Origin of the sequence: Acinetobacter sp. 742879 (genome assembly GCF_000588535.1) — a bacterium.
Taxonomy (GTDB): domain Bacteria; phylum Pseudomonadota; class Gammaproteobacteria; order Pseudomonadales; family Moraxellaceae; genus Acinetobacter; species Acinetobacter pittii.
On the sequence record NZ_JFYC01000024.1, the window covers coordinates 19,970 to 45,051 of the forward strand.

The following is a 25,082-nucleotide window of genomic DNA, read 5'->3' on the forward strand; positions in this document are numbered from 1 at the left end:
TTAGGACGCCTGTGTCTGATTTTTTAGTTTTTGAGTTATAAAAATAACGGCAAAACTTAATGCCATACATAAAACAATACTAAGACCTGTAGAGATATTAAGTGCTGCACTTGACCATAAGCCGACACTAACACCAAGCTGGGCTAACACGAATGCCCAAATAACCATTTGCTTTGGTGAGTTTGCCAATAGACGAGCGCTTAAAGCTGGTATTACGAGTAATGCACCCATTAGCAAAGAACCTACAGCACGCAAAGCTAAAACTGTAAATAAAGCTAATAACAGCATAAAAATAAGGCGTTGCCAGTTTGCATTCACCCCTTCACTAATTGCGATATCCGGATCAATTGCAAACTGTATTTGTGGCTGCCAAAAGCGGTAAAGAATTGCGAGTGATATTGCAATAATTAAAGTGAAAACAGGAAGATCTGGCCAATCAATACTAAGTAAATCGCCAAACAAATAACTTAAAAGCTCGGGTCTTAAACTTGGAACATGTTGAATAAACAACAGGCCACTACAGAGTAATGTTGCTGAACATAAGGCTAGCAGAGCATCATTGGGTAAACGGTTGTCATGTAAAGCCCATAAAATGCCTACCAGTAAAACCGCTGTACCTGCAACACCAAGCCATAATGGAAGACTTAAAGCTCCCGCAATAGCAACCCCAAGTAGTGTTCCGTGCGCCATCGTGTCAGCAAAAAAAGACATGCGTCTCCAAAGCATTAAACAACCCAGAGGTGCAGTTAAAAATACTAGCAGAGATCCCATAATCCATGCGGGTAACAATAATTGTAACCATTCCATCATGGCTTAAGCTTCCGGTTCTGGGTGAATATGAGGACGGTCATTATGAGGGCAGGGGTGTGCAGCATCACCGTGAGCACAATGGTCATGATGATGTTGATAGAAAACCCTTTGAGTTCCAAATATTGCCTGATATTCAGGATGTTGTTGGATATTTTCGGGCAGCCCGCTACAGCAAATATGTTTGTTTAAACACACCACACGGTGTGTTCCTTGCATCACCCATTGTAAGTCATGAGAAACAATTAAGATCGCGCAACCATATCGTTCTGGTAGGCTACGAACATAATCATAAAGTTCCGCTTCTGACTGAATATCTAGGCCTTGCATGGGTTCATCAAGAACTAAAATATCTGGGTGACGAAGCAGTGCACGAGCTAATAGTACTCTTTGGCGTTCTCCACCTGAAAGTTGTTGTACTTTTGATTGTTGTAACTTTGAAATGCCTGTGTCTTGAATAATTTCCTGACGCAGGGCAGGGTTGCATTTTTCTAAATCAAGAAGGTCCTGAACACGTAAAGGAAGGCTGTGTGAAGGATTAAACTTTTGTGGCACATAAGCCATTTTAAGTTTTTTATGATTAATAACACGCCCGCTACTTGGTTGAAGAATACCGAGTAGAACTTTAATTAGTGTTGATTTGCCTGCACCATTGGGTCCAATTAAAGACACAATCTCATTTTGATGTAGGGCAAAATCAACTTTTTTTAATATATCCCGATCATCACGACGAACAGAAACATGCTCAAGCTGAATTAATACAGGATTTAAGGAGTTGTGCGGCACTGTTGGCATTTCCCCGAAATTTCAATAATGCTGTGTTGAGCCACGAAGTCATCTGAAGCTGCAAGCTGGTCAAGCTGGTGTGTGAGGCCTTGAGAAGAGGCTTCTTTAACCATATGGCATTCGGTACAAATCAGGAACGCTGCTTGATGACCTTCACGCGGGTGGCAGCAAGGAATATACGCATTAATAGAAGTTAGGCGGTGAATGAGGCCTTTTTCTAATAAGAAATCTAAAGTTCTATATACAGTTGGAGGCGCAGCAGGGCGATCGGTTTGACTTTTTATACGTGCCAATAAGTCATAGGCACCCATTGGACCCGACGCATTTAAAATGAGTTCCAGAACTTCTTTGCGCAAAGGTGTAAGGCGTGCGCCAGTCGCAGAACATAAACTTTCTGCTTCAGCTAAACGGCTTGCGACATTATGGTGGTCATGCACACCATGCAAAGAATCATGATGTTCATGCGAGCAGGAACTCATAGGGATAACCTCGAATTTTTAACGGAATATTAGCATGAAGCGATGCTTCATTCGATTAATCTTAGGTATTTTTGTAACTTTGTTATATTATAACATGCTTCGAGCTAATTTAAATTGATGGTCTGTCATGTTCCGTTTTTTTGTTTTCAGTATGTTCTCACTTTTGAGTACGTTAGGGTGGAGTCAGGGTTTGGTGGTTTCTACACACCCGATTTATCTGATTGCAAAAGAAGTCACTCAAGGGGTTGAAGAACCACAACTCTTATTAAAGGGACAAACTGGGCATGACGTACAATTAACCCCAGCGCATCGTAAAGCAATTAATGATGCGTCTTTGGTGATTTGGTTAGGTAAAGCGCATGAAGCGCCCTTAAATAAATTATTAGGTAATAATAAGAAGGCGATTGCACTATTAGATAGTGGCATTGTTTCTGTTTTACCTCAGCGAAGTACACGCGGTGCAGCTTTACCTAATACGGTAGATACACATGTGTGGTTAGAGCCCAACAATGCAGTTCGAATTGGTTTCTTTATTGCTGCTTTGCGCTCTCAGCAACACCCTGAAAATAAGGCAAAGTATTGGAATAACGCCAATGTGTTCGCTCGTAAAATGTTCCAGGCAGCACAAGCTTACGATAGTTCAAGTAATGGCAAACCGTATTGGGCATATCATGATGCCTATCAATATTTAGAACGCTCACTAAACTTAAAGTTCGCTGGTGCTTTAACAGATGATCCTCACGTTGCACCAACAGCAGCTCAAATTAAGTATCTTAATGATAGTCGACCAAAAAATCAGATGTGTTTGTTGGCAGAGAGTTTTACCACTAAGAGTCAATATCAAAAATTAGGTAACATTACTTTTCAACCAGTAGACGAGAGCATGAATAATGAGGATGATTTCGTCACTGCATGGAAGAAACTGGCTATAAAAACAGATAAATGTGTATTAAGTACGCAAAAGTAAGATAAAAAGTAAACAAAGGCTGACTGTAGCGTCAGCACCACCTGTCATGAAAAACCCCGACTAAAGTCGGGAAAAGATTGCATGTTCAGGGGTGTAACTCTATAATGCCTGCGATTAAAAGCGATCATCAGCTAAACTTGTCAAGCATTTATGCTGTGAGTGGATAAATAATGAGCCAAACTAGTCGCTTGATTGACCGACGATTAGCAAAAGCTTTGGTCTTCTTACAAGCATGTATGATCCCTGTTTCCGCACTTGTGGCGTGGAGCATAAAAGACATGACAGCAGCATTAAGTGCGGCACTTGGTGCGTTGGTCTGCTGGCTTGCTACGGGTTATTTTTCGTGGCAATCCTTCAGAACAGCAGGTGCACGAGCATCAAAACAAGTGCTGTCTAACATGTATAGGGGCATGTTAGGCAAATTTGCAATCATGATCGTTGGATTTATTTTGATTTTGAGCAATGTTAAACCTTTATCACCGTTAGCATTGCTGTTTGGTTTTATTCTCGTTCAGGCAATGTCGTGGGTCGCTCCGTTTTGGGTGTCACGTCTACAAAAACGGGTGTAGAAACAAGAAGAATTGAAGATTTTTTGGAGGGTGGCGAGATATCGACAGTACGCCGATGTTCGTTTCCCTTCTTTTTAGTAATTGACATTGACCAGGTGTGATTTATGGCTGCTGAAGAACATGCCCTCACTTCGACAGAGTATATCAAGCATCACTTGACCAATATGACCTATGGCAAAATGCCAGACGGTACATGGAAATTGGCTGAGACTGCTGAAGAAGCTCATTCGATGGGGTTCACTGCAATTCACTTGGATTCAATGGGTTGGTCAATTGGCCTTGGTGTGATTTTCTGTTTGATGTTCTGGATCGTTGCGAAAGCTGCAAATGCAGGTGTTCCAACTAAATTCCAGTCAGCAATCGAAATGATCATTGAGTTTGTTGACTCAAGTGTCCGTGATACTTTTCATGGCAAATCACGTTTAATCGCTCCGCTTGCACTCACTATTTTCGTGTGGATTTTCCTCATGAACTTAATGGACTTGATCCCAGTTGACTGGATTCCTCAAGTTGCAGCGTTTGTAGGTGCAAACGTATTTGGTATGGACCCTCACCACGTTTACTTCAAGATCGTTCCATCTACAGATCCAAACATTACTTTAGGTATGTCTTTATCTGTATTTGTACTTATCTTGTTCTACAGCATCCGCGAAAAGGGTGTTGGTGGTTTCGTTGGCGAGTTGGCACTTAACCCATTTAACCCAAGTAATCCAGTTGCAAAAGCGTTGCTTATTCCAGTGAACTTGATTTTGGAATTGGTAACATTCCTTGCTCGTCCGATTTCATTAGCTCTCCGACTATTCGGTAACATGTATGCCGGTGAGTTGATCTTTATCCTAATTGCTTTATTGCCGTTCTGGATTCAATGGGCGTTGTCTGTGCCTTGGGCGATCTTCCACATTCTTGTAATCACGTTGCAGGCATTCATCTTTATGATGCTTACCATCGTTTACTTGAGCATGGCAAGCGAAAAACATTAATGGTATTGCCTAACTATCAAATGATGGTTGGGCTGAATTTTTTTAATTTAATTTGGTAATAACCTAACCTCTGAGGAATTTTTCATGGAACTCACTTTAGGTCTAGTTGCAATTGCATCTGCTATCTTGATCGCTTTCGGTGCTTTGGGTACTGCGATTGGTTTTGGTCTTTTGGGTGGTCGCTTTTTAGAAGCTGTTGCTCGTCAACCAGAATTGGCTCCACAACTTCAAACTCGTATGTTCTTAATCGCGGGTCTTCTTGATGCTGTGCCTATGATCGGTGTTGGTATTGGCTTGTTCTTCATCTTCGCTAATCCATTTGTAGGTTAATCATCTTAATTCCTAAATCCACTATTTGAGGAATTGCAATGAATATCAACCTCACATTGATTGGTCAAGCGATTGCGTTTGCATTCTTTGTTGCATTCTGCATGAAGTTTGTTTGGCCACCACTAATCAATGCGATTAGTGAGCGTCAGCGTAAAATCGCTGATGGCTTAAATGCAGCAGAAAAAGCGAAAGCTGACCTTGCCGATGCACAAGCGCAAGTTAAGCAAGAACTTGATGCAGCTAAAGCACAAGCGGCTCAATTGATCGAACAAGCGAACCGTCGTGCAGCGCAATTGATCGAAGAAGCTCGTACTCAAGCTGCGGCTGAAGGTGAGCGTATTCGTCAACAGGCTAAAGAAGCTGTTGATCAAGAAATCAATTCTGCTCGCGAAGAATTACGTCAACAAGTAGCTGCTTTGGCAGTAACTGGTGCAGAAAAAATCCTGAACCAGCAAGTTGATGCAGAAGCTCATAACGCCATGCTGTCTCAGCTGGCTGCTAAACTTTAAGCGAGGCGAATTATGGCTGAACTCTTGACGTTGGCACGTCCGTATGCCAAAGCAGCATTTGCTTATGCTTCTGAGCAAGGTGCAACAGACAATTGGTCGAATGCGTTACAAGTGCTCAGTGCTGCGGTGCAAGACGAAGCATTTTCCGCTTATTTAAATCGCCCTGAACTTACTCCTGCGGAGCAAGTGAAGCTTTTTGCTAAAGTTTTAGGTGAAGATCAATCTCAAGCAGTGTCTAACTTTTTGACACTTCTTGCAGATAACGATCGTTTAATGCTGTTACCTGAAATTGAAGCAGAATATGAACAGCTTAAATCACAGAATAACAACAATGTGGATGTCGTGATTGAATCGGCTTTCCCGTTAACTGCTGAACAAGAGCAACTGTTGAAATCTGCTTTAGAAAAGCGTTTTAACAGTACAGTAACTGTTTCAGTTGAAGTTAAACCTGAGCTTATTGCAGGTGTTGTAATTCGTGCAGGCGATCAAGTGATAGATGATTCTGCGCTTAACAAGCTTGAAAAAATGCGTACTCGTCTTCTTGCATAATGCAAATGATGAAGACTGAACTAATAAAAGATTGAGGAATAGCGCAATGCAACAACTGAATCCATCCGAGATCAGTGCGCTCATTAAACAGCGTATCGGAGATCTGGACACCAGCGCGACCGCTAAAAACGAAGGTACCATTGTTATGGTATCCGACGGTATCGTGCGCATTCACGGTCTTGCTGATGCAATGTACGGTGAAATGATCGAATTCGACGGCGGCTTATTTGGTATGGCACTGAACCTAGAACAGGATTCAGTGGGTGCCGTTGTTTTAGGTAACTACCTAAGCCTTCAAGAAGGTCAAAAAGCTCGTTGTACAGGTCGTGTATTAGAAGTTCCAGTTGGTCCTGAACTTCTTGGCCGTGTTGTCGACGCTTTGGGTAACCCAATTGATGGTAAAGGCCCAATTGATGCAAAATTAACTGATGCTGTTGAAAAAGTAGCACCAGGCGTAATTTGGCGTCAATCTGTAGATGAACCTGTTCAAACTGGTTATAAATCAGTTGATACAATGATTCCTGTTGGCCGTGGCCAACGTGAGTTGATCATCGGTGACCGTCAAACTGGTAAAACAGCGATGGCGATCGATGCGATTATCGCTCAGAAAAACTCTGGCATTAAATGTGTATACGTTGCGATTGGTCAAAAACAATCAACAATTGCAAACGTTGTACGTAAGCTAGAAGAAACTGGCGCTATGGCGTATACCACTGTTGTCGCTGCTGCGGCTGCTGATCCTGCTGCAATGCAGTACTTAGCTCCGTACTCTGGCTGTACAATGGGTGAATACTTCCGTGACCGCGGTGAAGACGCTCTTATTATTTATGATGATTTGTCTAAGCAAGCTGTTGCTTACCGTCAAATTTCATTACTTTTACGTCGTCCACCAGGTCGTGAAGCGTATCCAGGTGACGTATTCTATCTTCACTCACGTCTTCTTGAACGTGCTTCTCGTGTATCTGCTGACTACGTTGAGAAATTCACTAATGGCGCAGTAACTGGTCAAACTGGTTCTTTAACTGCATTGCCAATTATTGAAACTCAAGCAGGTGACGTATCTGCATTCGTACCAACGAACGTAATTTCGATTACTGACGGTCAGATCTTCTTAGAAACATCATTATTCAACGCAGGTATTCGTCCTGCTGTGAACGCGGGTATCTCTGTATCTCGTGTTGGTGGTTCTGCTCAAACTAAGATCATCAAAAAATTGTCTGGTGGTATCCGTACTGCTTTAGCACAATACCGTGAATTGGCTGCGTTTGCTCAGTTCGCTTCTGACCTTGACGAAGCAACTCGTAAGCAACTTGAACATGGTCAACGTGTAACTGAGTTAATGAAGCAAAAACAATATGCTCCTTACTCAATTGCTGACCAAGCTGTTTCTGTTTATGCATCTAACGAAGGCTACATGGCTGACGTAGAAGTTAAGAAAATCGTAGACTTTGATGCTGCGTTAATTTCTTACTTCCGTTCAGAATATGCTCCGTTGATGAAACAAATCGATGAAACTGGTGATTACAACAAAGACATCGAAGCAGCAATCAAAGCAGGTATTGAAAGCTTTAAAGCGACTCAAACTTACTAAGTTTAGTTTTAGTTAAGTTTGGTTCACGGATCAACCTTCGGAAGCTCGAAAGAGCTTTCGAATACTAGGTTAAGCGTATGGCAAATTTAAAAGAAATTCGCGCCAAAGTAGCTAGTATCAAGAGCACGCAAAAGATTACTCGCGCGATGCAAATGGTAGCTGCTTCTAAAATGCGTCGTGCGCAAGAGCGCATGGCTCAGGGCCGTCCGTATGCCGATAATATGCGCCGTGTAATTGCTCACTTGGTACAAGCAAACCCTGAATACAAACACCGTTATATGGTTGACCGCCCAGTTAAGCGTGTTGGCTATATCGTAGTGTCTTCAGATCGTGGTTTGGCAGGTGGCTTGAACATTAACTTGTTCAAGAAAGTTGTGCAGCATGTCAAAGCACAACAACAGCAGTCAATTGAAGTTGAATTTGCTTTAATTGGTCAAAAAGCGGTTTCGTTTTTTAAGAATTACGGCGGTAAAGTGCTCGGTGCAACTACCCAACTTGGCGATGCGCCGAGTTTGGAACAGTTAACTGGCTCAGTCCAAGTTATGCTTGATGCATTTGATAAAGGCGAATTAGATCGTATCTATCTCGTATCAAATGGCTTCGTTAATGCAATGACTCAGCAGCCTAAAGTAGAACAACTTGTTCCTTTAGCACCAGCAGAAGAAGGCGATGATCTCAACCGTACTTATGGTTGGGACTATATCTACGAACCAGAAGCAGAAGAATTGTTAAATGGTTTGTTGGTTCGCTATATCGAGTCTATGGTTTATCAAGGTGTGATTGAAAACGTTGCATGTGAGCAGTCAGCTCGTATGGTCGCGATGAAAGCAGCGACAGACAACGCAGGACAATTGATTAAAGACCTACAACTCATTTACAACAAGCTGCGTCAAGCCGCGATTACTCAGGAAATTTCCGAGATCGTTGGCGGTGCCGCTGCCGTTTAACATTATTAAGTTTGAATTGAGGAGACAGCAATGAGTAGCGGTCGTATCATTCAGATCATCGGCGCGGTTATCGACGTCGAGTTTGAGCGCAATAGCGTTCCTAAGATCTATGACGCTCTCCAAGTTGACGGTACTGAAACTACATTAGAAGTTCAGCAACAGCTTGGCGATGGTGTTGTTCGTACCATCGCAATGGGTTCTACAGAAGGTCTTAAACGTGGCCTTAATGTAACTAGCACAAATGCACCGATTTCTGTTCCAGTAGGTCCAGCTACGCTTGGTCGTATCATGGACGTTTTGGGTCGCCCAATTGATGAAGCAGGTCCTGTAGCGACTGAAGAGCGTTTGCCGATTCACCGTCAAGCACCTTCTTATGCTGAACAAGCAGCTTCTACTGATCTTTTAGAAACTGGTATTAAAGTAATTGACTTACTTTGCCCGTTCGCAAAAGGTGGTAAAGTTGGTCTATTCGGTGGTGCTGGTGTTGGTAAAACCGTTAACATGATGGAGTTGATCAACAACATCGCTAAAGCTCACTCAGGTTTATCTGTGTTTGCTGGTGTTGGTGAGCGTACTCGTGAAGGTAATGACTTCTATCACGAAATGAAAGATTCTAACGTTCTTGACAAAGTAGCAATGGTCTACGGTCAGATGAACGAGCCACCAGGTAACCGTTTACGCGTAGCGTTAACTGGTTTGACTATGGCTGAATACTTCCGTGATCAAAAAGACGAAAATGGTAAAGGTCGTGACGTATTATTATTCGTCGACAACATCTACCGTTATACACTTGCGGGTACTGAAGTATCAGCATTGTTAGGTCGTATGCCATCTGCGGTAGGTTACCAACCTACACTTGCAGAAGAAATGGGTGTTCTTCAAGAGCGTATTACATCTACTAAATCTGGTTCGATCACATCGATCCAAGCAGTATATGTCCCTGCCGATGACTTAACAGATCCATCTCCTGCAACTACATTTGCTCACTTAGATGCAACAGTAGTATTGAGCCGTGACATCGCATCTTCTGGTATCTATCCAGCGATCGATCCACTTGACTCAACTTCACGTCAGTTAGACCCATTAGTTGTTGGTCAAGAGCACTATGAAATTGCGCGTGCAGTACAAAACGTATTGCAACGTTATAAAGAGCTTAAAGACATCATCGCAATCTTGGGTATGGATGAATTAGCTGAAGAAGATAAATTGGTTGTTTACCGTGCGCGTAAAATCCAACGTTTCTTCTCTCAACCATTCCACGTAGCTGAAGTGTTTACTGGTGCTCCTGGTAAATTAGTACCGCTTAAAGAAACGATTCGTGGCTTTAAAGGTCTATTAGCTGGTGAATACGATCACATCCCAGAACAAGCGTTCTATATGGTTGGTGGTATTGACGAAGTGATTGCTAAAGCTGAGAAACTCTAATTTAAGGAGATCATCTCATGGCGACTATGCAATGTGATGTCGTAAGTGTTAAAGAGTCTATTTACTCTGGCGCAGTAACGATGTTAATCGCGAAAGGTGCTGGTGGTGAGCTTGGTATTTTGCCAGGACATGCTCCACTTGTAACCTTGCTTCAACCGGGCCCGATTCGTGTTCAGTTGGAAAATGGTACAGAAGAAATCGTCTATGTATCTGGCGGTGTTTTAGAAGTTCAACCTCATGTTGTAACGGTTCTTGCAGATACTGCAATCCGTGCTGACAACTTGGATGAAGCGGCAATTTTAGAAGCACGTAAAAATGCTGAACAATTGCTTGCAAACCAAAAGAGTGATTTGGACTCAGCTGCTGCGTTGGCTGCTTTGGCAGAAACAGCTGCACAGCTTGAAACTATCCGTAAAATCAAAAACCGCGCACTATAATTGCCGGTTTAAGATTGAAAAAGCCACCGTAAGGTGGCTTTTTTTATACGTTGTTTTTTTAAGATTCAGTTTTTGAATCTGACTTTTCATCCCCTGCCATAATCATGGCAGCAAGCTTCACCATATCCATTTGAATGGTATTAAGCTGTTTTTCAATTTGGTCAAAATTGATTTGATCTAATTTCCCATTGAGTAATGGCATGCTAAGAGCTTGTTGGTTGGCATGTAATAAACTTTGGCGAATATTCTCAATTTCCTGACTTTTGATATCTAAAGTCAAAAGTGCTTGATTTAAACCTTCTAGTTGCTGTTTTAACGTAGTGACAGTAGTTTTTAGTTCATTCTGATTCTTATCTTGGATGGCTTGTTCAACATCAAGCTGAGTATCTTTAAGCTGTTCAACATAGTCACCAGCTTTAAGCTGTAAATTAGCAGCGTCGCGGACCATATAAAAAATATTGCCGCTTTTAAGTTCGGCTTTGTTGGGTGCAATTTCTGACTCTTGTTGTTCAATGTTTTGGTCAGCTGCCTGTTCAGCTATTTCAGTTTTTTCTTGTTCGGTAGCATGGTCTTGTGCCTGATCACACCCGAGTAAAAGCATGCCTGAGGCAAAAATTACAAAAGGAAGAAATGCGCCCTGTAAAATTTTTTTCATAACTACAAACAACATCAAATAAAGCAAATGGATACTATAGGCATAAAATATGAAGAAAGATTGTATTTTTGCAAACGAACAACACTTTGAGGAGAGCATAAAAAAGAGCGTATAAAACGCCCTTTCTCATATTTTAAAATATTATTTTGCTAACTCTGCTTCAACTGCTTTAACGACTTGTTCATCGTCTGCTGTTAGGTTTGGAGCAAAGCGAGCTACGACTTCGCCATTTTTATTAATTAAAAACTTTTCGAAGTTCCATAAAACTTCTGGAGCAGGGTTGGTTGGAATACCTAAGCCTTCTAAACGCTCACGGAAAGGACCTTCACCAGTGCGTTCCGGCTGAGCCGCTGTCAAAGCTTGGTAAAGTGGGTGCTTATCTTCGCCGACTACAGAGACCTTAGAAAATAAAGGGAAATGAACATCATAATTTAATGAACAGAATTGTTGAATTTCTTCATCAGAACCTGGTTCTTGCTCTTTAAAGTTGTTTGCTGGGAAACCTAAAATTTCAAGACCTTGGTCTTTTTTTGCTTGATAAAGTTTTTCTAAGCCTTCGTATTGTGGAGTTAAACCACATTTAGAAGCAGTATTTACGATAAGTAAAACTTTTCCTTTGTATTGTTCGAGGTCAACCGTTTCGCCTGAAATGGCTTTTACTGGAATGTGATATACAGATTGTGTCATGAGTCTTTCCTAAAGATTGTAATTGATATCAAGTAACGCATTTGTTTTAACTGCTATTGAGGGGTAGTGCAATAATATTCGTGTTCAAAAAAGAAAAAGTTTTAAAGATAAGCTGAATTCTAGTTATTTCTGATTTGGATAGGTGTTTGCCCAGTGTAACGTTTAAAAAATTCAATAAAACTTGAGCTATGTTGATAACCTAAATCGTATGCTAAACGCTTGATAGACGTCCCTTGGCGAATCTGATGAATGGCATAAACAATTTTGGCCCGATTTCTCCATTCGGACAATGAAAGCTGAAGCTCTTGTTGACTCAAACGTAATAAGTGGCGATCACTGACCGAAAAGTTTTGTAGTAACTGCTGTAAAGACTGATCAAAAAGTAAAGGATCTGAAAGTTTTTCTAAAATAGGCAATAAAACAGGATGCCGTGTTTGCGGTAAATAATGCGAATATGCAGGAGCTTGTTTGAGTTGATCGAATAAAACTTGTAAAAGATGTTCTAAATATTCAGGTTGTTCGGTTTGTTTTTGCTGCTCTAAAATTTGTAAAACTAAAGTGCGAAAAAAAGGCTGAATACTAAAGCATCGACAGCTATTTCCTAAAATAGAACATAGGCGAGGGTGCAGTCGAATACAGATATAATGAATTTCATGGTCGATATGGGTGGACTGATGAACAGTTTGAGGGGGAATCCAAAGACCATAGCTAGGTGGAGAAAGATACAGCTGTTCTTCAATCTCCATTTCTAATATGCCATTTAAACTGAAATTAAAATCTCCCCAAAGAGATGCATGAGGACGAACAATATCTTCTTTTTGGTATAGAAATTCATGAACTTCTATACTGTTTAATAATGAAAATTGCTGATCCTCATTGTTCATCTATATGCTCTGACTCATATTTTAATTTTCACAAGTAGCTTTAGGGTTATTAAGACCTTTTGCTAAGGTGAATGTACTTAGTAATGCTAAGGCAACGAAGCTTAATACACCATAAATTAAAGTATTTTCATTGAAATGATCAACTACATATCCCCCTAATAATGAACCTGTCGCAATCATCACCTGAAACATACCTACAAAAAGCGGCATACCTTTTTCAACTGCATTTGGCGCATGTACAAACATCCAAATATTCGCTGAGGTAGGGAAGGCGCCAAATGCAAATCCCCATAACGCGGTTAAGACAATAGCACCAAACTCATGAACGGCAAAAAGAGGAAATCCAAAGAATACGATTGCAAAGCATGTACCCACAAAAGCTAATGTATAACGGACATTTAGATTCCCACTATATCCGGCAAAAGCATTTCCGAAAATACCAGCAATTCCATAGAGCAATAATAATGAACTAATGGTTGTCCCATTAAAACCAGCAACATTTTTAAAGAAAGGTGCTAAATAGCTATAGGCACAAAAGTGAGCGAGTCCGATCAATAAAACAATCAACATGCCACTACGTGCTTTAGGAGTGCGTAATAGGGCTGGCAAATCTTTCATGTGAATTGCCGAATCTGGTACAAGTTTAGGTAAAAAATTATTTGAAAAATAAAAAAAACAAACCCAATGCCTCAAGTAATCCAAAAACCACTCCCCCAGCCATAAAACTCGCTTAACCAAGTTCCAATCGGTACACCTAGAACTGTAGCAAAAGTCACACCTGCCATCACGACCGCAGTTGCTTTAGCAATAGGAAGGTGTGAGGGAGCTAATTTTCCACTTAGAGCAATGGCGGTCGCCCAGAAACCACCAATTGAAATACCTAAAATTAAGCGACTTAACAATAAAATATGAAAGTTTTCAGCAAATGCGGTAATGGTATTGGCAATAACCATAATAGCTGTCAGCAAGATAAGCACATAACGCCGATCAAGTTGTTTTACTGATACAGGCAATAGAGGGGCTGCAATTGCTGCCATAATGCCGGGTACGGTAATAATCAGGCCTGCTGTACCTACAGAAATATTTAAATCTGTTGCGACACTATTTAAAACGCCAACGGGTAAAAATTCACTTGTAACTAATGCAAATGCAGCAATAGAAACGGCCAAAATAGCAAACCAGCTCCCTTGAGTGGAGGTCGTGGGTCGCGCTTTAGAAATAGAAGATTGGTCCATAGGAAATCCTTACTTGGCTAAATTTGGAGTAAAGAAAGGCAATTTATTAATTAACTAACGATCATTATGAAAATAAAATAGTTGATAAAAAATCGAACGTCAATTAATTTAATAACGATTGTTATAAAAATAGATGTGATCTTTATGACAAATAGGCATGAAACGAATTTAGCTGTTGTAGAAGATACGCTGAAAAAAAAGCGCGGACGTCCTAAATGCTTTGATGAACAAGAGGTTTTGCAAAAAGCAATGTTGCTCTTTTGGGAGCATGGCTATGAAGCAACGTCTATTAGTGATTTAACACAAGCTTTGGAAATTACAGCACCTAGCCTATATAGTGCTTTTGGTGATAAGGCAGGGCTGTTTTATAAAAGTATTGATTACTATTTGGCTCATGAAGCCTGCCCTATTGAGACCATCTTTTTAGAAGCAAAAACTGCAAAAATTGCGTTTGAGTTATATCTTTATGACAATGTAAAACGACTGGTTCAACCCAATAAACCAGCTGGTTGTATGTTGGTGGTTGCTGCGATGAACTGCTCTGATGCAACTCAAGATGTGCAGCAGAACCTATTAGACAAACGCATAAAAACCAAAGAAAAATTATTGGAGCGTCTCAAACAAGGTGTTGAGCAGAGTGATTTGCCATCTAATGCTCCTCTACAAGAAATGACGGACTTTTATGCCACTGTCATTCAAGGCCTTACCATTCAGGCAAGAGATGGTGCCAGTACTGATCAATTACATAAAGTTGTAGAACATGCTATGAAAGCTTGGACATTATTCTAAAAAAGATGATGTCTTAAGTTCAATATTAATGTCGGAAATACGATATTTCAATTTATTAAGACATTCTTCAAAATAAAATCTCTTTTGTAGATGGTGTATTGCTATGAGTCAGGTCATGAAATATCACAAATGGGCATTTATTTTTCCCATTTTGGCAGTATTGATTTGGTCTTTAAATATTGTAGTCACCCGCTATGTCTCGGATTATATCTCTCCGGTAAGCATTAGCTTTTATCGGTGGTTAATCGCTTTTATTATTTTGACTCCATTTATGTTTATGTCTGTGTGGAGACAAAGACGACTAGTAATACCATATTTACCTAAGCTTGCTGTGTTAAGTGCATTTGGGATGGTACTTTATCAAGGCTTAGCTTATACGGCTGCCCATTATACGAGTGCAACCAATATGGGGATTGTGAATGCATTTATTCCTATATTCACGATCTTTGTTTCGCTTGCCATTTTAAAAGATGTGCCTAATCGCTTTGCAGTTTTTGGCAGTATTCTATCTTTTGCAGGTTTGCTATATGTCATGTCCCAAGGAAATATTAATAAGCTTTTAAGTGGTGGCGGACACCTTGGTGATGCATTGATGATTATTGCCGTATTCTTCTATGCATTTTATGGAGTATTCCTTAAAAAATGGCAGTTGCCACTACCAATTATGACAAGCTTATATATTCAGATTGGGTTTTCTGTCATATTTCATATTCCTTTAATTCTCTGGTTTGGACTTGATGCTTTAAATGTTGAAAATGCACCAAGTGCTATTTATGCAGGAGTATTTGCTTCACTCATTGCGCCGTTAGTTTGGATGTTAGCTGTTCAACAACTCGGTCCTAATAGAACAAGTATTTTTATGAACTTGGTGCCTGTCTTTACAGCAGTTATTGCAAGCGTCTGGTTGTCTGAGCAGTGGACCATTTATCACACACTAGGTGGGATTGTTATTTTAATTGGTATCATTATGGCTCAGAAGAAGGTGAGTCCTAAAAAGAGCGAATTAATGCAAGAACAAAACTAAAGTTGGTAAAAAAACTATGGCATATTTTGAAAAAAACTCATAAAAATATGCCAATTTTTTCTTAGTTAAAGTTTTTCTATATGATTTATAAATATTTTATAAAAATAGGTTGTAATATAAATATTAAAAAAGCCGAGTAAAAATATTAATATAATTTTAATTTATAGGCAAAAAACCGTAAATTCCCTACACTTTTCATGCTTTTTTTAGAGAAATAATATATTTCTCTCATTGAACCTCTTACCACATAATAGCGGCCACTACGAAAGGCGCTATTTTCTTTGTAAATTATCTTTCGTTCCACAGATATCCAAACCCTCTGGATGTGGTATATACCCATCCTTTTTTATGCTCAGTTATCCCTATATAACTGAGCTTTTTTTTGTTAGAAATTAGGCGCGAATAATCTCTCTGGTAAGAGCGTTAATGATTCGGCTTGGTTGTTGGCTCTGGCCTAAGTCACCATTCAGATAGTTTAATTGTGAACCAAAGTATTGGCAGGCATCCTGTAATGAGTGCGCAGGTTCTTGCCCACTTGGGTTCGCACTAGTCGAGACAATAAAACCATGAAAAGCATTACATAATGCCACACATAAAGGATGTGTAGTGACTCGAACAGCGACAAGAGGATGCTCACCTTTAATCCATGAAGGAATATGTTCACCAGCAGGTAATAGCCAAGTTGTTGCTCTTTCTGAAGGTTGATGATTAGTCCAACAATCAATAATTTCTTGTTGGGTTGTTTGAGGTAGAGAAGTTAGAAGGTGCTCGACTTGGCTAATATGACCTGCTAATAAAATTACACCCTTTTCAATAGGCCTTTGCTTTAGTTCAAGAATCTTTTGAAAAGCTTGCTCATTAAAAGGGTCGCAACCTAGCCCCCAAACTGCCTCAGTTGGATATGCCAAAACTTGACCTTGTTGTAAACATTCGGCTGCTTCGGTAACTGAGGTGGTAATCATGGTAATACTCTTCCTTTCAATCAGACAGAATTGCTATTGTGCGCTCCAATGCTAAGAACGACAACGTAAATACAATCCTGATTGTTGCATACATAAACCAAGTAGTTCTAGTTCCATCAGTGAAGAGGTGAGTTCTGCAACAGGCTGAGAGTGATGTAAGACAAGCTGATCAATATTTTGTCCGACCCAGTCTAAAGATTGATAAAGGTTAATTAAATGCTCAGGAATTTCTGGGGTACTAGAAACTACAGCCTCCTCGGTGGAGTTTTGTTGCTGACTTTGCCACTGAGTGGGTAAAGCAAGGTCTTCAATAATTTGTTCAGGATGATCGACTAAAATTGCTCCCTCACGAATAAGTTGATGGCAACCTTGATGAAACTCACTGTAAATATGACCAGGAATGGCAAATACAGTCTTACCTTGTTCGGCAGCTTTGTTCGCAGTAATGAGAGAACCACTTTTTAAGGTAGCTTCTACCACTAACACGCCTAAACTCAAACCGCTGACAATTCGGTTTCTACGTGGGAAATGCTGTTGTAATGGTGGTGTTCCAGGCAAAAATTCAGTAATAATCGCGCCATTTTGAGCCAAAATATGTTCTGCAAGTTTTTTATTTTGAGCAGGGTAGGTACTGTCTAAACCAGTTCCTGTTACTGCAATTGTACGTTGATGTGCTGATGCTCCTTGGTGAGCAGCTTCATCAATCCCATATGCCAAGCCACTACTCACATAAAAACCTTTTTCACTTAAGTAATAGGCAAAATCATAAGCAACCTGACGACCATGTGGGCTTGGTTTTCGGCTACCTACAATCGCAATTTGTGGTTGCAACAAAGCTTGAGCTTGGCCTTTTCCAAAAATGATAGGTGGGTGATCTGTATAAGGTAATAACTGAGTGGGATAACCTGAGTCATCTGCCGTTAAAATAAAGTCGGTATATTGCTGGATCTGTTGAATCAGTTTTTCAAACTGAGCTTGACCCTGAGCAGTTTGAAATTCATCTACGCGTTTTAAATGATTAGCATGTAACCCGAGATTGCGCCATTGAGATAACCCAGCAGGTTGGACCGCTTTTTCACAGCTACCAAAATAATCGACAATTTTTTTAAAGCTGACTAAAGAGTGTTGCACCAAATACCACACTTTAAGTGTGTGGTAATGGTGTGGAGAAAGTTGAATAAGCATTGTAAAAGGTACATCCAGCATTAATCATTAAAGTGGGGTGGCTGAATGCTTGAACCAACTTTAACTGGTAAATCGCTTTCTAATACGTAGGCATAACTCAACTGATCAAAAGTTCTAAAGACCATCAGACTACCAATTTGTTGTCCTGGTAACTGTATTGGTTCTTTGGTTTTAGGATCTCGAATGGTTTCACCTTGTTGTGTAATATCAAAAACTTGTCCTACTTGAATACCTTGTGCCGTACCGCGGTCTAAAGTCACCACACTATTTTTGGCAGCAGTACCAATTGATCCCATTACACGAATAATTTTGCCGCCGTCCGTCACCTGAGTGGCATCTACCGGATAAAACAAAGTAGGCAATGTTGCTTCTTCTTCTGGCATTACCCGATCACCACGACGTACTTCAGAATTGTAGCTATCAGTTAACTCAAGCGTGGTAATGTCTTTTTCAGAAGAGATCGCAATCCCTGAGGCAACTTGTTGCAGCTCAATACCTAGACTATGCTTTTTACCTTTACTGTCTGTGAAATAATAAGGTTCGCCTTCACGATAAACTGCATAACGTTGACCATTAACTAAACCTTGTCCGCGCGCATAAATAGTCTGACCTTTTGCCGCCAGTACACGTTGATCAGCAGTACCGACTACATAAGGAGTGTGTTCAATTGCGTCCGCTGGCAAAATTGTGCTGTGTTCTAACCATTGTTTGATATGCTCAAGAGGAATAACAGGTACGTTATTGTTAAGTGACTCCACACGAACTTGAGGTTGTAAATTTGTCATTTGGCCTGTGTAACGGCGAATAATGCCGACACAGCCATCTCCCTCATCTTTTCCAACCAATGGACGGCCATCTAAACTACACAGCAGTAATCGATCACCTGGGTAAATCCAGTGTGGATTTTTGACATGCTGATTATTTGCCCAAATTTCAGGCCAGCGCCAAGGTTTACTCAGAAAGTGACCGGAAATATCCCATAGCGTATCTCCTCGTTTTACTATGTAGACATGTGGTGCATTACTTCTAAGAGAGGGTGGATTATGGTTCGGACTAGCAGCATAAGTCTCTGCTACCGTACTGAATGCAACCCCTGTAAAAAGTGCCAAAGCAAGTAAATGCTTTTTTATCCCCAAAGCATGAAATTGGACCATGCCGTCAAAAACCTTTTTCATTATGATAATTCCTAAAAATTATGCGTGCAGATGCGTTATAATAGGCGGCTAACACACAATTTTTCGATGAAGTATTTCCTTCATTTGGTTTTTCAATCAATGGCATAAGTGAGGACGTCAGTATGGCCTTATTACCTATTTTAAGTTTTCCTGATCCCCGTCTTCGTACCATTGCTAAGCCTGTTGAAGAAGTTACTGATGAAATTCGTCAACTTGCAGCAGATATGCTTGAAACCATGTATGCGGCACCAGGTATTGGTTTAGCAGCTTCTCAGGTCGATCGTCATATTCAGCTTATCGTCATAGATTTGTCTGAATCTAAAGATGACCCTATGGTTTTCATTAACCCCAAAATAACTCCACTGACAGAAGATAAGCAGCAGTACGAAGAAGGCTGCCTATCGGTGCCACAAATATACGACAAAGTTGAGCGCCCGTCACGTGTGAAAATTGAGGCAATTAACCTTGAAGGTCAAGCATTTGAGTTAGAAGCTGATGGACTTCTCGCTGTTTGTATCCAACATGAAATGGATCACTTAAATGGCAAATTATTTGTGGATTATTTGTCGCCACTTAAACGTCAGCGTGCTCGAGAAAAAGTCGAAAAAGTTGTTCGTCAACGTGAGCGTGAAAAAGTTGCAGTAAAACGTTAAAAATTTCTATTCTTGAAACATTAATGTAGTGTGGATGTGATTTTTGGTTTTTCGTAGTGGTTTACTGCTTGCATGTGCAGCAGTATTTTTACAGGTCGCGGTATTTCTACAGCCGCTATTACCGAAGCAGTATCAAATTGCTCCGGTCTGTGAAACTATTACCCTCGCTTTGCTTAAACCTAAAGCACAGATGGAAACCATGTCACATGCCATGCATTCACATCATGAACATCATATTGAACAGGCACAAGCCTCTGGGCAACATGATCATCATGATGCAAATCACCAGTGTCAATATTGTACCGTCTATGCCAATCTGGTTTTGCCACCTGAATTTGGCGTAAAAGAAGTTTTAGTCCGCATACAAGTCCGCTTAGTCGCTTATCAACAAGCATTTAGACATGTCTACTTTGCACTACAGCGACTTTTTCTACTCCCGCAAGGGCGTGCACCACCTCTATTTGCATAAATAAAAGCAATTTTTTGTTGGGGTCTTAACTGACTTCGATATCACTTTATTTATGTTTTAGAGCGTATAAAAATGCCACATTCTAAATTTTTACTACAACCTTTATGGGTTGCGATGTTTGCTGTCTCTCATTCGGGGCTAGTTTTTGCTAATTCAGAAAAAAATGATGCCGATACTAAAGCGCTTCACTCATTAGCACCTATTGTTGTTACAGCACAACAAGGCAACGATGCAAATGGCTTGATTGTACATGCAGACCCAAAGCAACCGATTCAGCCAGTGCCTGCTACAGATGGTGCAGACTATCTACAAAGTATTATGGGTTTTAACTCAATACAAAGTGGGGGAACGAATGGTGATGTGACATTCCGAGGTATGTTTGGGTCACGCATCAAAATTTTGACAGATGGAACTGAGAACTTAGGTGCATGCCCAAACCGTATGGATGCACCGACCTCTTATATTTCACCAGAAAGTTATGATCGTATTTCTGTGATTAAGGGTCCGCAAACTGTTCAATATGCCAATACAGGTTCTGCTGCAACAGTCCTTTTTGAACGTCAGCCTGAGAAACTTACCTCTGAAAAACCTTATCGTGGGCAAGCAAGTGTCTTGCTAGGTTCATATGGGCGTATTGACCATAATATTGAAGCTGCAGTGGGCGATGAGAAAAAATATATCCGTTTAAATGCCAATCGTTCAGAGTCGAATAGTTATCAAGATGGTGATGGAAATACCGTGCCGTCAGCATGGAAAAAGTGGAATGCTGATGTAGCGCTGGGCTTTACTCCAGATGAAAACACGTGGGTCGAACTCACTGGTGGAAAATCTGATGGTGAATCGCTTTATGCTGGACGTTCAATGGATGGATCTCAATTTGCGCGAGAAAGCTTAGGTCTGCGGTTTGAAAAGAAAAATATCACTAATGTCATTAAGAAAATTGAAGGGCAGGTGAACTACAGCTATAACGACCATATTATGGATAATTTTAGCTTACGTCCCCCGCCATTAGTTGAAATGAACCATGATGGTATGACCATGCTGATGCCGAATCCAATGGCAATGCAAGTGACACGCCGTACATTAAACTCACGTTTGGCAATGACTTCTGAATGGAACAAATGGAGTTTGATCACAGGCATTGATTCTCAATTTAATAAACATGGCGGTAGCATGTCATCGCCAACAATGCCTTCTATGAATATTCCATATCGTCAAGATATGCGTTTTCAATCTTATGGTGCTTTTGGCGAACTCGGCTATCAATGGAACGATTTCAACAAAATGGTTGCAGGTGCACGTTTAGATCGAGTCACGGTTGAAGATGAGCGTGCTGATTCTCAAGCAAAAGGCTTTAATACTAAACTTGAAAAGACTTTACCGAGTGCATTTGTTCGTTGGGAAAATCAACATCCTGAGCATGACCTAAAAAGCTATATTGGTTTAGGTTATGTAGAGCGTATGCCTGATTATTTGGAACTTTTCTCGCCTAAGCATGGTAATGCGGGCTCAACCAACACTTTTAATGGTGTGAATCCTGAGAAAACATTACAGTTAGATCTGGGCTTTCAGCAACAATATGGCGCTTTAAATACATGGGCTTCTGCTTATGTCGGTTTAGTAGATGACTACATTTTAATGAGTTATCACCATCACCCAAGTACTGGAATGGGTGGGCATGATATGAGCCATGATATTACTGCGGGTGCCAAGAATGTCGATGCAACCATTGCAGGTGCGGAAGCGGGTATTGGATACCAATTTACCGATCATATTCAGGCAGATTTGAGTGCGATGTATGCATGGGGTAAAAACACCACAGATGACAAACCACTACCTCAAATTTCACCTTTAGAAGGTCGCCTAAATATTCGCTATGTGGCTGATAAATATAATTTAGGATTATTATGGCGAGCGGTTGCTGAGCAAAACCGCGTGAGTCTACATCAGGGTAATATCGTGGGATATGACTTAAAACCAAGTAAAGGTTTTTCGACTCTTTCTCTAAACGGAAGTTACAACCTTCGTAAAGATATCGATGTCTCTGTTGGTATCGATAACGTATTAGATAAGACCTATACCGAACACTTAAACAAAGCGGGTAGTGCAGGCTTTGGATTTGCGAGCGAAGAGCAGTTTAACAATATCGGAAGAAATTACTGGGTTCGTATGAGCATGAAGTTTTAATAAGCCGTAGTGAATGAACTGAAAATATTAATTTAAAGAGAGAAATGAAATGACTAATAAATTATCACCTGAACAGTCTTGGTGGGGATGGAAGTTACTTATTGTGGCTTCTATCTTGAGTGTATTGTTTATGATTATTTTTTACTTGGCCATCAATAATGAGCCTGACTACATGCCAAGTCAAAAAAAGAAGCAGATGACGGAGTCACACGAGCAAATGAATCACGCTGAAATGCACAGTTCATCAGCTCAATAAGTTCCTTAATATTTGAAAATGGAAGTCTAATTAACGGGCTTCCATTTTTGTTTTTAAGTTTTAAAAGTTATTGATGCATACTCGCTAAGGTTTTTGCCTTACCTTGATTCTGATAAAGCGTTAAGCCAAGTTTTTGTATATTACGGCCTGATTTAGATAAAAACTTTTCAACTTTTGGTGAAAGCTTTGCACCATTATAAAGTAGTGAATTACGCACAATTAGATAATAAGCAAACCATGAGGCAGACTGCTGAGGCAATCCGAGTAGTTTCATTCTCTTCTTCCCAATAAAAAATTGGGTAAGTTCTAAATGTTGTCGATAAGCAAGCTTCTGCTGCAAAGAGCGTAAATGCAGATATTTTCTCTCAAAAGGCTCTTTAGATAAGCTTGATCCTAACTCAACACTGCTGTGGTCGGAGCGAGGGTGAGCAAACTGCATCCAGTAAAGTAACCTCCAACCCTCAGATTCAGATTGAATAAGCCATTTTTCATCAATACCCATCAACCAGCCAACATAACGCCAAAAATGTAGAAAACTCTTGGCTTCTTGTTTGGTCGGCCATACACCTAAAGCCCTAATACCGAGTAAAACTACACTGCTAAAAGCCAAATTAGTCATGGCTAAATCAAATTGATTAAGTGGAATTCCCCAAACTTCACTATCCCAACGATCAGACTTTTTTAATTGTCGGCGAACGAGTGCATGAATAAAGCGAACATAAATCGTTGATGTAAAACCTGCGCTTAGACGCTCAAGTCCTTGAGGTTCAGTAATATCAACCCACCATTTAGTGGTTTCAGCTAAACGAGTACCTGCCTGTTTCTTTAATGCACCCGTTAAAATTAGCGGCTGATTAAATCCTGGATATAAATACCCCGCCATTAAGGATAAATCTCTAAGAATAAAACCATTATTTATTCCTAAACGATGAGTAAATTTAACAGCCTCATCAACTTGACGCTGATCTAGCCATTCAGGCTTTTGCTCAATGTAATTAAAGAAATTTTCTAACTCAGTAGGTATAGGCTCAGATAGATTATCGCGGCCTTGAAATAATATCTTCTCAAAAATCATGCGGTGATCTTTGGGATTTTGCATAACCCAATCAATCACCTTATCCATTTCAATATCCCCTTCATAAAGAGCATGTTGTAAAGACATATATTCCGTATAGTTTGGTTGTACAGGTTTTTCACAACAGATATTTAAAAACTGAGTAAAAAAATTGCTGTCTTGCATGTCATTAAAAGAAGCAAGTCGAGTCGGGCTAATCATTTGCATATCGTTACTTACTTATTGAACTGAATAATAAATAGGCTAATATGAATAATTATTCGCATTCAATTCGCATTTAACGAATAAAAAACGATGAGAAAAGCCCCACAGCAACAGCGTTCAAAAATTATTGTTGACCATATTTTAGAGGCGACACAGCAGTGTATCGCCCAGTATGGATTACTACATACGACGACGCCTAAAATTGCAGAGAAATCTGGAGTAAGTGTTGGGTCGATTTACCAATACTTTGAGAATAAAGATCAAATCATAGAAGAACTATTGCGCCGTAAAAGCGAATTGCTGGGGCAACAACTTAAAGAATTAGTTGTGCGACAAGGAAATATTCCTTTAGAGCTGCTCATTCCCTTAGCAATAGAGTTGGGATTTAATGCATTAAAAGCCGATCATGGATTTTTTATAGAAGTGCTGAAACACTGGCATGACTATAGTCATTCGCAAGCTGCTCAGATTTTAGAAAAGCATTTTTTTGAAGTAGGGCTATATACATTCAGTAGAAATCCTCATCAGTGGGACTTCGAACAGGTAAAGCATAAATCCTTTGTAATTATTAATAGTACGCTTTTTACGATGATGCGATATGTAAGTCAGAACAATTTTCTTATCTCAGAACAACAACTTAAACGCGAATTATCGAGCATGATACTGGCTTATTTAAGTCAAAAATAAAAAATTAAAATAATTATCAATATAAAACAATAGCTTAATTCGTGTGGTGGTTTAAAAGTAAACGCTCAAGTCATTAATTTTTAATTTTCGCTTGCAAAGGGGATGAGATGGTCTATAATGCACATCCATCGGCGGTGATGCAGATAGAAACTTGTTGAAAAACAGTTACTTGTGATTAAGTTGGTTGCTTTAAGTGATGAATTTGATGGTAAGTTAGTTTGAGAGATAAGTTTTAAAAATATCGAAATTACCTGTTGACTTTTAAGAGATTAAGAGTAATATAGCCGACCTAGCTTGCTGGTGACGAACCAGGAAGAAGATCATTAAGAGAATTGAAGAACAACTTGTGTGGATTTTTACTGATTGATTAATCGAAATAATTTTCATTGATTGATTGGTTTAAATTACTCGAAGTTTATTTGAGCGAAATTTAAGTCAGTAATTGATGAGCCAGAATTGGCACCTTGTCTTTAATAAGGTGCAAAATGATTTTAACTGAAGAGTTTGATCATGGCTCAGATTGAACGCTGGCGGCAGGCTTAACACATGCAAGTCGAGCGGAGAGAGGTAGCTTGCTAC

26 protein-coding genes, 1 rRNA gene and 2 pseudogenes are annotated in these 25,082 nt (G+C 40.1%); 18 read left to right on the top strand and 11 right to left on the bottom strand.

The window, feature by feature from the left end; all coding sequences use genetic code 11:
• Genes znuB through J690_RS22360 form a run of 3 tightly spaced genes read right to left on the bottom strand, consistent with a single transcriptional unit; the run spans position 1 to position 2,072 of the window.
• The gene (znuB, locus tag J690_RS22350; protein WP_032038552.1) at positions 1–810 is read right to left on the bottom strand and encodes a zinc ABC transporter permease subunit ZnuB; all 810 of its coding nucleotides are present in this window, start codon (positions 808–810) and stop codon (positions 1–3) included.
• A 3-nt stretch (positions 811–813) separates the two neighbouring features.
• Positions 814–1,602, bottom strand: coding sequence for a zinc ABC transporter ATP-binding protein ZnuC (gene znuC / locus J690_RS22355; RefSeq protein ID WP_032038554.1), 789 nt, complete (start codon positions 1,600–1,602; stop codon positions 814–816).
• Complete coding sequence (locus J690_RS22360) at positions 1,575–2,072, bottom strand: transcriptional repressor (protein ID WP_002114130.1); 498 nt, start codon at positions 2,070–2,072, stop codon at positions 1,575–1,577. Before J690_RS22360 ends, znuC begins: the two co-directional genes overlap by 28 nt.
• A 127-nt stretch (positions 2,073–2,199) precedes the next feature.
• On the opposite strand from J690_RS22360, the gene J690_RS22365 reads away from it, so the two are divergent.
• The 10 genes from J690_RS22365 to J690_RS22410 all read left to right on the top strand — a co-directional run bounded on the left by J690_RS22365 (position 2,200) and on the right by J690_RS22410 (position 10,376).
• Complete coding sequence (locus tag J690_RS22365; protein ID WP_002114115.1) at positions 2,200–3,039, top strand: metal ABC transporter solute-binding protein, Zn/Mn family; 840 nt, start codon at positions 2,200–2,202, stop codon at positions 3,037–3,039.
• Between the two features lie 170 nt (positions 3,040–3,209).
• A complete protein-coding gene (locus J690_RS22370) occupies positions 3,210–3,608 on the top strand; it encodes an ATP synthase subunit I (protein WP_005072004.1) in 399 nt (132 codons plus the stop codon).
• Positions 3,609–3,712: 104 nt separating this feature from the next.
• A complete protein-coding gene (atpB, locus tag J690_RS22375) occupies positions 3,713–4,588 on the top strand; it encodes a F0F1 ATP synthase subunit A (protein WP_002114072.1) in 876 nt (291 codons plus the stop codon).
• 84 nt (positions 4,589–4,672) lie between these two features.
• Entirely contained in the window at positions 4,673–4,918 is a 246-nt protein-coding gene (gene atpE / locus J690_RS22380; RefSeq protein WP_000424060.1) for a F0F1 ATP synthase subunit C, read from the top strand.
• A gap of 38 nt (positions 4,919–4,956) precedes the next feature.
• Positions 4,957–5,427 carry a F0F1 ATP synthase subunit B gene (locus tag J690_RS22385; RefSeq protein WP_001024691.1) on the top strand — a complete coding sequence of 157 codons (471 nt, stop codon included), beginning with the start codon at positions 4,957–4,959 and terminating at the stop codon, positions 5,425–5,427.
• A gap of 12 nt (positions 5,428–5,439) precedes the next feature.
• On the top strand, positions 5,440–5,976 hold the full coding sequence (locus J690_RS22390) for a F0F1 ATP synthase subunit delta (protein ID WP_002114070.1): 537 nt from the start codon (positions 5,440–5,442) through the stop codon (positions 5,974–5,976).
• A gap of 46 nt (positions 5,977–6,022) precedes the next feature.
• The gene (gene atpA, locus J690_RS22395) at positions 6,023–7,567 is read left to right on the top strand and encodes a F0F1 ATP synthase subunit alpha (RefSeq protein ID WP_002114049.1); all 1,545 of its coding nucleotides are present in this window, start codon (positions 6,023–6,025) and stop codon (positions 7,565–7,567) included.
• A 77-nt stretch (positions 7,568–7,644) separates the two neighbouring features.
• A complete protein-coding gene (gene atpG / locus J690_RS22400; protein WP_002114131.1) occupies positions 7,645–8,514 on the top strand; it encodes a F0F1 ATP synthase subunit gamma in 870 nt (289 codons plus the stop codon).
• 30 nt (positions 8,515–8,544) lie between these two features.
• Positions 8,545–9,939 carry a F0F1 ATP synthase subunit beta gene (gene atpD / locus J690_RS22405; RefSeq protein WP_002114045.1) on the top strand — a complete coding sequence of 465 codons (1,395 nt, stop codon included), beginning with the start codon at positions 8,545–8,547 and terminating at the stop codon, positions 9,937–9,939.
• Positions 9,940–9,956: 17 nt separating this feature from the next.
• The gene (locus J690_RS22410) at positions 9,957–10,376 is read left to right on the top strand and encodes a F0F1 ATP synthase subunit epsilon (RefSeq protein ID WP_002114076.1); all 420 of its coding nucleotides are present in this window, start codon (positions 9,957–9,959) and stop codon (positions 10,374–10,376) included.
• Between the two features lie 58 nt (positions 10,377–10,434).
• Here J690_RS22410 and J690_RS22415 read toward each other — a convergent pair whose 3' ends face one another.
• The 4 genes and pseudogenes from J690_RS22415 to J690_RS0104800 form a co-directional block, all read right to left on the bottom strand.
• The gene (locus tag J690_RS22415; RefSeq protein ID WP_005804755.1) at positions 10,435–11,031 is read right to left on the bottom strand and encodes a hypothetical protein; all 597 of its coding nucleotides are present in this window, start codon (positions 11,029–11,031) and stop codon (positions 10,435–10,437) included.
• 141 nt (positions 11,032–11,172) lie between these two features.
• Entirely contained in the window at positions 11,173–11,718 is a 546-nt protein-coding gene (locus tag J690_RS22420; protein WP_032038555.1) for a glutathione peroxidase, read from the bottom strand.
• Positions 11,719–11,837: 119 nt separating this feature from the next.
• The gene (locus J690_RS22425) at positions 11,838–12,602 is read right to left on the bottom strand and encodes an AraC family transcriptional regulator (protein ID WP_032038558.1); all 765 of its coding nucleotides are present in this window, start codon (positions 12,600–12,602) and stop codon (positions 11,838–11,840) included.
• Between the two features lie 21 nt (positions 12,603–12,623).
• Positions 12,624–13,837: pseudogene (locus tag J690_RS0104800) on the bottom strand (MFS transporter).
• Between the two features lie 135 nt (positions 13,838–13,972).
• Between J690_RS0104800 and J690_RS22430 the strand changes: the two are divergent.
• Together J690_RS22430 and J690_RS22435 are read left to right on the top strand one after the other, a co-directional pair.
• On the top strand, positions 13,973–14,626 hold the full coding sequence (locus J690_RS22430; protein WP_081405293.1) for a TetR/AcrR family transcriptional regulator: 654 nt from the start codon (positions 13,973–13,975) through the stop codon (positions 14,624–14,626).
• A 103-nt stretch (positions 14,627–14,729) separates the two neighbouring features.
• Positions 14,730–15,650 (top strand): DMT family transporter, encoded by a 921-nt coding sequence (locus J690_RS22435; protein WP_081405294.1) that lies wholly within the window; start codon positions 14,730–14,732, stop codon positions 15,648–15,650.
• Positions 15,651–16,042: 392 nt separating this feature from the next.
• Here J690_RS22435 and tsaC read toward each other — a convergent pair whose 3' ends face one another.
• The 3 genes from tsaC to J690_RS22450 are packed head-to-tail and all read right to left on the bottom strand — an operon-like array spanning position 16,043 to position 18,972.
• Complete coding sequence (gene tsaC, locus J690_RS22440; RefSeq protein ID WP_005072030.1) at positions 16,043–16,612, bottom strand: L-threonylcarbamoyladenylate synthase type 1 TsaC; 570 nt, start codon at positions 16,610–16,612, stop codon at positions 16,043–16,045.
• 51 nt (positions 16,613–16,663) lie between these two features.
• Positions 16,664–17,797 (bottom strand): DNA-processing protein DprA, encoded by a 1,134-nt coding sequence (gene dprA, locus J690_RS22445; RefSeq protein ID WP_032038563.1) that lies wholly within the window; start codon positions 17,795–17,797, stop codon positions 16,664–16,666.
• Between the two features lie 20 nt (positions 17,798–17,817).
• Positions 17,818–18,972, bottom strand: coding sequence for a LysM peptidoglycan-binding domain-containing protein (locus tag J690_RS22450; protein ID WP_032038565.1), 1,155 nt, complete (start codon positions 18,970–18,972; stop codon positions 17,818–17,820).
• Between the two features lie 122 nt (positions 18,973–19,094).
• On the opposite strand from J690_RS22450, the gene def reads away from it, so the two are divergent.
• The 4 genes from def to J690_RS22470 all read left to right on the top strand — a co-directional run bounded on the left by def (position 19,095) and on the right by J690_RS22470 (position 22,537).
• The gene (gene def, locus J690_RS22455) at positions 19,095–19,625 is read left to right on the top strand and encodes a peptide deformylase (protein ID WP_002114101.1); all 531 of its coding nucleotides are present in this window, start codon (positions 19,095–19,097) and stop codon (positions 19,623–19,625) included.
• Between the two features lie 43 nt (positions 19,626–19,668).
• Complete coding sequence (locus J690_RS22460) at positions 19,669–20,094, top strand: DUF2946 family protein (RefSeq protein WP_002114087.1); 426 nt, start codon at positions 19,669–19,671, stop codon at positions 20,092–20,094.
• Between the two features lie 72 nt (positions 20,095–20,166).
• Positions 20,167–22,281 (top strand): TonB-dependent copper receptor, encoded by a 2,115-nt coding sequence (locus J690_RS22465; RefSeq protein WP_032038566.1) that lies wholly within the window; start codon positions 20,167–20,169, stop codon positions 22,279–22,281.
• Positions 22,282–22,330: 49 nt separating this feature from the next.
• Entirely contained in the window at positions 22,331–22,537 is a 207-nt protein-coding gene (locus tag J690_RS22470; protein ID WP_032038567.1) for a hypothetical protein, read from the top strand.
• A gap of 67 nt (positions 22,538–22,604) precedes the next feature.
• Here the strand turns inward: J690_RS22470 and J690_RS22475 are convergent, their stop codons facing one another.
• A complete protein-coding gene (locus J690_RS22475; protein WP_032038569.1) occupies positions 22,605–23,819 on the bottom strand; it encodes an oxygenase MpaB family protein in 1,215 nt (404 codons plus the stop codon).
• A gap of 87 nt (positions 23,820–23,906) precedes the next feature.
• Here J690_RS22475 and J690_RS22480 point away from each other — a divergent pair.
• Both J690_RS22480 and J690_RS24510 read left to right on the top strand, forming a co-directional pair.
• Positions 23,907–24,477, top strand: a pseudogene (locus J690_RS22480) (TetR/AcrR family transcriptional regulator).
• Between the two features lie 518 nt (positions 24,478–24,995).
• Positions 24,996–25,082 (top strand): 16S ribosomal RNA (locus tag J690_RS24510); the annotation flags it as partial.

Bases quoted from the DNA above. Each gene is read 5' to 3' on its own strand.
- znuB (WP_032038552.1), bottom strand. From the start codon at position 810: ATGATGGAATGGTTACAATTATTGTTACCCGCATGGATTATGGGATCT.
- znuC (WP_032038554.1), bottom strand. From the start codon at position 1,602: ATGCCAACAGTGCCGCACAACTCCTTAAATCCTGTATTAATTCAGCTT.
- J690_RS22360 (WP_002114130.1), bottom strand. From the start codon at position 2,072: ATGAGTTCCTGCTCGCATGAACATCATGATTCTTTGCATGGTGTGCAT.
- J690_RS22365 (WP_002114115.1), top strand. From the start codon at position 2,200: ATGTTCCGTTTTTTTGTTTTCAGTATGTTCTCACTTTTGAGTACGTTA.
- J690_RS22370 (WP_005072004.1), top strand. From the start codon at position 3,210: ATGAGCCAAACTAGTCGCTTGATTGACCGACGATTAGCAAAAGCTTTG.
- atpB (WP_002114072.1), top strand. From the start codon at position 3,713: ATGGCTGCTGAAGAACATGCCCTCACTTCGACAGAGTATATCAAGCAT.
- atpE (WP_000424060.1), top strand. From the start codon at position 4,673: ATGGAACTCACTTTAGGTCTAGTTGCAATTGCATCTGCTATCTTGATC.
- J690_RS22385 (WP_001024691.1), top strand. From the start codon at position 4,957: ATGAATATCAACCTCACATTGATTGGTCAAGCGATTGCGTTTGCATTC.
- J690_RS22390 (WP_002114070.1), top strand. From the start codon at position 5,440: ATGGCTGAACTCTTGACGTTGGCACGTCCGTATGCCAAAGCAGCATTT.
- atpA (WP_002114049.1), top strand. From the start codon at position 6,023: ATGCAACAACTGAATCCATCCGAGATCAGTGCGCTCATTAAACAGCGT.
- atpG (WP_002114131.1), top strand. From the start codon at position 7,645: ATGGCAAATTTAAAAGAAATTCGCGCCAAAGTAGCTAGTATCAAGAGC.
- atpD (WP_002114045.1), top strand. From the start codon at position 8,545: ATGAGTAGCGGTCGTATCATTCAGATCATCGGCGCGGTTATCGACGTC.
- J690_RS22410 (WP_002114076.1), top strand. From the start codon at position 9,957: ATGGCGACTATGCAATGTGATGTCGTAAGTGTTAAAGAGTCTATTTAC.
- J690_RS22415 (WP_005804755.1), bottom strand. From the start codon at position 11,031: ATGAAAAAAATTTTACAGGGCGCATTTCTTCCTTTTGTAATTTTTGCC.
- J690_RS22420 (WP_032038555.1), bottom strand. From the start codon at position 11,718: ATGACACAATCTGTATATCACATTCCAGTAAAAGCCATTTCAGGCGAA.
- J690_RS22425 (WP_032038558.1), bottom strand. From the start codon at position 12,602: ATGAACAATGAGGATCAGCAATTTTCATTATTAAACAGTATAGAAGTT.
- J690_RS22435 (WP_081405294.1), top strand. From the start codon at position 14,730: ATGAGTCAGGTCATGAAATATCACAAATGGGCATTTATTTTTCCCATT.
- tsaC (WP_005072030.1), bottom strand. From the start codon at position 16,612: ATGATTACCACCTCAGTTACCGAAGCAGCCGAATGTTTACAACAAGGT.
- dprA (WP_032038563.1), bottom strand. From the start codon at position 17,797: ATGCTTATTCAACTTTCTCCACACCATTACCACACACTTAAAGTGTGG.
- J690_RS22450 (WP_032038565.1), bottom strand. From the start codon at position 18,972: ATGAAAAAGGTTTTTGACGGCATGGTCCAATTTCATGCTTTGGGGATA.
- def (WP_002114101.1), top strand. From the start codon at position 19,095: ATGGCCTTATTACCTATTTTAAGTTTTCCTGATCCCCGTCTTCGTACC.
- J690_RS22465 (WP_032038566.1), top strand. From the start codon at position 20,167: ATGCCACATTCTAAATTTTTACTACAACCTTTATGGGTTGCGATGTTT.
- J690_RS22470 (WP_032038567.1), top strand. From the start codon at position 22,331: ATGACTAATAAATTATCACCTGAACAGTCTTGGTGGGGATGGAAGTTA.
- J690_RS22475 (WP_032038569.1), bottom strand. From the start codon at position 23,819: ATGCAAATGATTAGCCCGACTCGACTTGCTTCTTTTAATGACATGCAA.